Annotated in this window: 7 protein-coding genes; 3 read left to right on the plus strand and 4 right to left on the minus strand. The window is 71.2% G+C overall.

Annotated elements, in window-relative coordinates; all coding sequences use genetic code 11:
* On the minus strand, window positions 1–1,558 hold a 1,558-nt coding region (locus DQW85_RS29580; RefSeq protein WP_113703129.1), incomplete at its 3' end, for an MDR family MFS transporter.
* Between the two features lie 109 nt (window positions 1,559–1,667).
* Between DQW85_RS29580 and DQW85_RS47755 the strand changes: the two genes are divergently transcribed.
* Both DQW85_RS47755 and DQW85_RS29590 read left to right on the plus strand, forming a co-directional pair.
* The gene (locus DQW85_RS47755; protein WP_113703124.1) at window positions 1,668–2,213 is read left to right on the plus strand and encodes a TetR/AcrR family transcriptional regulator; all 546 of its coding nucleotides are present in this window, start codon (window positions 1,668–1,670) and stop codon (window positions 2,211–2,213) included.
* A gap of 195 nt (window positions 2,214–2,408) precedes the next feature.
* Entirely contained in the window at window positions 2,409–2,900 is a 492-nt protein-coding gene (locus DQW85_RS29590; RefSeq protein ID WP_113703125.1) for an ATP-binding protein, read from the plus strand.
* Here DQW85_RS29590 and DQW85_RS29595 read toward each other — a convergent pair.
* Both DQW85_RS29595 and DQW85_RS29600 read right to left on the minus strand, forming a co-directional pair.
* Window positions 2,889–3,092, minus strand: a complete 204-nt coding sequence (locus DQW85_RS29595; protein ID WP_162795476.1) for a hypothetical protein — start codon at window positions 3,090–3,092, stop codon at window positions 2,889–2,891. The genes DQW85_RS29590 and DQW85_RS29595 overlap by 12 nt on opposite strands.
* 58 nt (window positions 3,093–3,150) lie before the next feature.
* Entirely contained in the window at window positions 3,151–4,101 is a 951-nt protein-coding gene (locus DQW85_RS29600) for a Ppx/GppA family phosphatase (protein ID WP_113703127.1), read from the minus strand.
* Between the two features lie 158 nt (window positions 4,102–4,259).
* Between DQW85_RS29600 and DQW85_RS29605 the strand changes: the two genes are divergently transcribed.
* The gene (locus tag DQW85_RS29605) at window positions 4,260–5,396 is read left to right on the plus strand and encodes a UDP-N-acetylglucosamine--N-acetylmuramyl-(pentapeptide) pyrophosphoryl-undecaprenol N-acetylglucosamine transferase (protein WP_113703128.1); all 1,137 of its coding nucleotides are present in this window, start codon (window positions 4,260–4,262) and stop codon (window positions 5,394–5,396) included.
* A 60-nt stretch (window positions 5,397–5,456) separates the two neighbouring features.
* Here DQW85_RS29605 and DQW85_RS29610 read toward each other — a convergent pair.
* Window positions 5,457–6,247, minus strand: a 791-nt coding sequence (locus DQW85_RS29610) for a hypothetical protein (protein WP_113703130.1), incomplete at its 5' end; no start/stop codon positions are given.

Raw genomic sequence — 6,247 nt, forward strand, 5'->3', positions numbered from 1 at the left:
CGACCGGCTGCTCGGCGGCGGGGGCCCCGGCGGCCGGGCCGCCGCGCAGCGGGATCTCCTTGATGAACGCCGCCAGCACCGGCACCAGGACGGCGAACAGGATCGCCCACCAGAAGACCGAGGAGATGGACGCGGCGAGCGACTCCACGATCCCCGCGCGCACCGGGGGCTGCATCGTGGCCAGCGCGGCGGGGTCCATCCTGCCGCCGCCCTGGGCGATCCGCTCCGCGGCCTGCGGGCCGAGACGCTGGGAGAGCTGCGCCTCGAACCCGTTGTTGAAGATCGCGCCGAAGAGGGAGACGCCGAACGAGCCGCCGATGGACCGGAAGAAGGTGGCGGCGCTGCTGGAGACGCCGAGGTCCTTCTGCTCGACGCTGTTCTGCGCGATCAGCAGCGTGGTCTGCATGAGGAACCCCATCCCGGCGCCCAGCACGGCGATGTAGACGCCGGTCCGCCAGCCGGGCGTGTGGACGTCCATGGTGGACAGCAGCCACATGCCCGCCGCCATGCCGACGCCGCCCAGCAGCGGGTAGATCTTGTACCTGCCGGTGGTGGTGATGGCCCTGCCCACGAAGAGCGAGACCACCATGGCCGCCGCCATCATGGGCAGCAGGAGCAGCCCCGAGTTGGTCGCCGAGGCGCCCTGGACGATCTGCTGGAACAGCGGCAGGAAGTTGATCGCGCCGAACATGGCGAAGCCGAGCAGGAAGCCGATGGCCGAGATGAGGGTGAAGTTCCGGTTGCGGAAGAGCTGGAGCGGCATGATCGGCTCGGCCGCGCCGCGCTCGACGTACCCGAAGAGCGCCAGCGTCACCGCCGCGAGGGCGATCAGCCCGAGGATCTGCCAGGAGCCCCAGGTGTAGTCGTTGCCGCCCCAGGTGGTCACGAGCACCATGGCCGTGATGCTGATCGAGAGCAGGATCGCGCCCGGCCAGTCGATCCGCACCCGGTCGCGGCGCCTGGGCAGCTTGAGCTTGACGGCCAGCAGGACCAGTGCGACGGCCCCCACGGGCAGGTTCACGTAGAAGGCCCAGCGCCAGTCGAGGTGGTCGGTGATGAAGCCGCCGACGAGCGGTCCCGCGATCATGGCCAGCGACATGGCGCCCGCCATGATGCCCTGGTACTGGCCGCGCTCGCGCGGCGGGACCAGATCGCCGATGATCGCCATGACGTTCACCAGCAGCCCTCCGGCGCCGAGTCCCTGCAGCGCCCGGAAGCCGATGAGCTGGGCCATGCCGTCCTCGGGCCCGCCGAGGGCGGCCGAGCCGGCCATGCCGCACAGGACGGAGCCGACCATGAAGACGACGATCGAGATCATGAAGATCGTCTTGCGGCCGTACAGGTCTCCGATCTTGCCCCAGATGGGCGTGGAGACGGTCGTGCCAAGAACGTACGCTGTGACGACCCATGACAGATGCGACAGGCCCCCGAGCTCGCCCACGATGCGCGGCATCGCCGTGCCCACGATCATGTTGTCGAGCATCGCCAGGATCATCGCCAGCATGAGACCGGGCAGCACCACCATGACCTCGCGGCGGCGCCCTCCTGCTTCTGCCATGAAACACCCCCGAGAAGTGATCTACCTTACTTGCCGACCGGCAAGCTTAGAATAAGGTAGGTACTTACTTGCCGGCCGTCAAGCTGAAATAGCCCGAAACAGGTGCACATTGCGGGAAGACACGCGGACTCGCATCCAGGAGATCGCCCTCAGGCTCTTCACCGAGCAGGGGTACGAGGCCACCTCGCTGCGAGAGATCGCTGAGGAGCTCGGCGTGACGAAGGCCGCGCTCTACTACCACTTCAAGACCAAGGACGACATCGTCGCGAGCCTGGCCGACGTCCGCATGCAGGAGATCGAGAAGCTGCTGGCCTGGATCAGGACCCGGCCCAAGACCCCGGAGACGCGGCGCGAGCTGGTCCTGCGCTACGCCGGCACGCTGCGCGAGCGGCGCTACCTGGAGATCTCGCGCTTCCTGGAGCGCAACCAGACGGCGCTGCGCGACCATCCCAAGTTCGCGCGGATCCGCGAGGGGATGCTGGAGCTCACCGCGGAGATGAGCGAGCCCGGTGACCCGTTGTCCGCGCGCATCAGCCGTTCGATGGCGCTGTTCGCGCTGCACGCGGGCAAGTGGCTGACCCAGGACGAGACGGTGCCGGAGGAGGAGATCGGCGAGGCCGCCCTCGAGGTGGCGCTCCGGCTCGTCGAGCCGTAGCCGACGACTCGCGTGCCGTAGCCGACCACTCGTGGGCCGTACCCGACGACTCGCCGCGCCGTGGCCGAAGACCTACTCGGTGGTCCCAGGGTTGCCCGGCGACCGGAGGGCGATCGCCTCCGCGACCCGAGGGGCGATTGGGACGGCGGATCGCGGGCATGAGCCTGGGACGGCATCCGGACGGGAGGAGAACCGGTGGAGGCGACGATAGCGCTCCGGCTGCCCAGGGACGCGGCGAGTGTCCCGCTGATCAGGCAGATCCTCGTGGCCACCCTCAACACTCTGGGCGTCGAGCAGCAGATCCGCGACGACATCGAGCTCATGCTCAGCGAGGCGTGCTCCAATGTGATCAGGCACGCGGCCTCCAGCGACGAGTACACGGTGAGCGCGGGGGTCGTCGACGACCTGTGCGTGATCAAGGTCGTCGACACCGGCAACGGGTTCGACGCCGATCTGGTGCGCGAGGCTCCCCCGGGAGCCGAGCACGGCCGGGGCATCCAGATCATGAAGGCGCTCGCCGACGACATCCGGTTCACCAACAGGCGCGAGCACGGGGCGGTGGTGTCCCTGGAGAAGCGGCTGCGGTTCGCCCCGGGAGCGGCTGCCGCGCCGCTCATGCAGGGCGGCGCGGCAGCCGTTTCCAACGGCCGCCGGCATGGTGACGGCCGCGCGCCGTCAGTGCGGTGACAGCACGCGAAGGGCCGCGGACAGTCCCCTGTGAGCGATCCTCGCCGAGGCCGGAGCCCGGCGGGGCCGGGAGGTCGTGCGCGCCAGCCACGCCAGGGCGATCAGGGCGACCACCGAGATGAGAAGCACCGACAGGAACACCAGGGAGACGACGATCGCCAGCGAGGCGATCACGCCGAGAGCTGCCAACATCCGGCCAGACGTTCCCGGCGAGAGGCGGCCTATTCGTTGACCGGGCGATAGATCCGGCTCACCGGGAGGGCAGATCTCCCCGACTCGGCAGCAGGTCGAGGCGGCGCAGGATGACCCCCTCGCGCAGCGCCCACGGGCACACCTCGAGCCGGTCGACCTCGAACAGGTCCATGGCCGCGTGGCCGACGAGCGCGCCGGCCGCGAGCTGCGCCGCCCGCCCCGGCGACACCCCTTGGAGCTCGCCCCGCGCCGCGGAGTCCATGGTGGTGAGCTTGACGGCCCAGTCGGCCATGTCCTGCCGCGACAGCGAGCGCGAGACGTACAGGCCCTCGCTGGAGGGCGCCGCCCCGGCGATCCTGGCGAGCTGCTTGAACGTCTTGGACGTCGCCACCGCGCGGGTGGGCACGCCGTAGCGGACGATGTCGCCGACCGTGCGGGCGATCTCGGTGCGTACGTGCTTGCGCAGCTTGCGCACCTCGTCGGCGGACGGCGGGTCGGAGCTGAACCAGTCGCGGGTCAGCCGGCCCGCGCCGAGCGGCAGGGACACGGCCACGTCGGGCTCCTCGTCGACGCCGGCGGCGATCTCCAGCGAGCCGCCCCCGATGTCGAAGGCGAGCAGCCGGCCCGACGACCAGCCGTACCACCGCCGCACCGCCAGGAACGTCAGCCTCGCCTCGTCCTGCCCCGACAGCACCTCGATGTCGACGCCGCAGCGCTCGTCGACCTCCTGGAGCACCTGATCGCCGTTGGCGGACTCGCGCACGGCCGAGGTGGCGAACGCCAGGAAGTCCTCCACGCCCTTGTCCTCGGCGAGGCGCAGCGCCTCCTCGACGAACGCGCCCAGCCGGTCGATGCCTTCGGCCGACAGCTCGTTGTCGGCGTCGAGGTGCTCGGTCAGCCGCAGCTCCTCCTTGTGGGAGTAGGCGGGGATCGGGCAAGCGCCGCGGTGGGCGTCGACCACCAGCAGATGGACGGTGTTCGAGCCGATGTCCAGCACGCCGAGTCGCATGGGGATGACGCTACAGGTCCGAGCCTCTCACGGCGAAGGGGGTCCCGGCGGGCGGGTTGACGGGGGACGGTGTCACGGCGGTGCGAGCACCCTTTCAGAGGGTCGTGACACCTCGGCCGGACACACGGTTTTCCGCCGTCCGGCCATACCCTGATCGCATGTCTCGAACCCTGCGACTGTTGATCACCGGTGGCGGCACCGGCGGACACACCTATCCGGCCCTGACGACCCTGTCGGCCGTCCAGCGACGCCAGGTGCCGCACGACGTGCTGTGGGTGGGCACCGCCAACGGCCTGGAGGCGCGGATCACGACCGAGCACGGCATCCCGTTCAAGGCGATCACGACGGGCAAGCTGCGCCGCCGGCCGAACCTCCGGGAGCTCCGCACCAACATCGCCGACCTGTTCCGCATCCCGGTGGGGGTGGTCCAGGCGGTGGTGCACGCGGCGCGCTACCTGCCGGACGTGGTCCTGTCGACCGGGGGTTACGTGGCGGTGCCGATCGGCGTGGCGGCCAAGCTGATCCGCCGGCCGCTGGTGATGCACGAGCAGACCACGGTGGTGGGGCTGGCCAACCGGATCCTGGCCAGGCTGGCGACGCGGATCGCGCTGTCGCACGAGTCGTCGCTGGAGCACCTGCCCGCGAAGGCGCGGGCACGGGCCGTGGTGACCGGCAACCCGATCAGGCCGGAGCTGTTGCGGGGCGACGGGGCCGCCGCCTACGACCTGTTCGGGCTGACGTTCGAGGTGCCGCTCATCTACGTGACGGGCGGCGCGATGGGCAGCAGGCAGATCAACACGCTGATCGCCGAGAACCTGCACCGGCTGCTGCCGCACGCCCAGGTGGTGCACCAGTGCGGGTCAGCCGAGATCGACCGGATGCGGGCCGTCGAGCTGCCGCCCGAGCTGGCGGAGCGCTACCATCCGGTGCCGTACGTCGGGGCGGAGCTGCCCGACCTGTTCGCCGCGGCCGACCTGGTGATCTCGCGCAGCGGCGCGGGCACGGTGTCGGAGCTGACCGCGATCGGCAAGCCGTCGCTGCTCGTGCCGCTGATCCCGACGGGCGGCGACGAGCAGCGCAAGAACGCCTCCTACCTGGTCTCGGCCGGTGCGGCCAGGGCGCTGCTGGAGCCGCGCCCGACGGCCGACCAGCTGTGGGCGGAGCTGATGCCGCTGCTGGCGGACCCCGGGCTGCGTTCGGCCATGGCGGAGTCGGCCCGCAAGCTGGGCCGGCCCGACGCGGCCGAGGTGCTCTGCGACCTGCTGCTGGCGACGGCCCGGGTGCCGGCCGAGTAGCCAGGCGAGTAGCCGGACGAGTAGCCGGACGGGGGACTGTGCGGTGGGCCGGGCGCGTGGTCAGGGTTCGAGGTAGCGGAACGCCTCGTGCGCCGAGCTGACGCTCCGCCTCAGCAGCCGTTCGAGCTGGTCGGCGTCCTGCGCGAGGCGTTCGATCTCGGGTACGGCCAGCGCGTCGGCGCCCGACTCGGCCAGCAGCTCCTCGTAGCGCGGCAGCCGGGCGCGCAGTTCCTCGATCTGGCTGCGGGCGTGGTAGGCGCGCTCGGCGTCGGCGACGTGCCGGGCGTACCGCTCCAGCGCCTCCACACGGGCCACCACCGCCGCCTCGCTGTCGGCCAGCGCCCGCTCCAGCGGCTCGACGACGGCGGCCACCTCGGGGGCGACGCCTCTGGTCAGCAGCTCCCGGTGCTCGGCGCGTAACGCGGACAGCTTGGCGAGCAGCCTGGCGATCTCCCACTCCTGCTCGGGCAGCAGCACCGCGTTTCGCGCGTCGTCGAGCAGGCCCTCGGCGTTGACGTGGGAGCGCAGCACGGTGCCGATGGCCCGCTGCGCCCGGCCGAGCACGGCCCGCGCCGCGTCGTCGAAGTCCTCGGGCAGCAGGTAGCGCCCGTCGTACCAGCGGGCCTGCTCGTACACGGCGCGTTCGTGAGACCGCTCCTCCGTGACCTCGCTCATGGAGGTGATCTTGAGGAGGACGACGAAGACGAACCCGCCCAGGAGCACGAACCCGAGCGGCGCCGCCGGGGAGTCCAGCAGCACGGCCATCATGGCGAGCATGACGGGCGTGGCGGCGAGCAGGGCCACGCTGGACGGGCCGCGCCGCGCCGCGCGCTCCGGCGGCGAGGCGGGCG

This window comes from Nonomuraea lactucae (genome assembly GCF_003313395.1).
Taxonomy (GTDB): Bacteria; Actinomycetota; Actinomycetes; order Streptosporangiales; family Streptosporangiaceae; genus Nonomuraea; species Nonomuraea lactucae.

Coding starts and splice junctions, on each gene's coding strand:
- DQW85_RS29595 (WP_162795476.1), bottom strand. CDS start 3,092: ATGTTGGCAGCTCTCGGCGTGATCGCCTCGCTGGCGATCGTCGTCTCC.
- DQW85_RS29600 (WP_113703127.1), bottom strand. CDS start 4,101: ATGCGACTCGGCGTGCTGGACATCGGCTCGAACACCGTCCATCTGCTG.
- DQW85_RS29605 (WP_113703128.1), top strand. CDS start 4,260: ATGTCTCGAACCCTGCGACTGTTGATCACCGGTGGCGGCACCGGCGGA.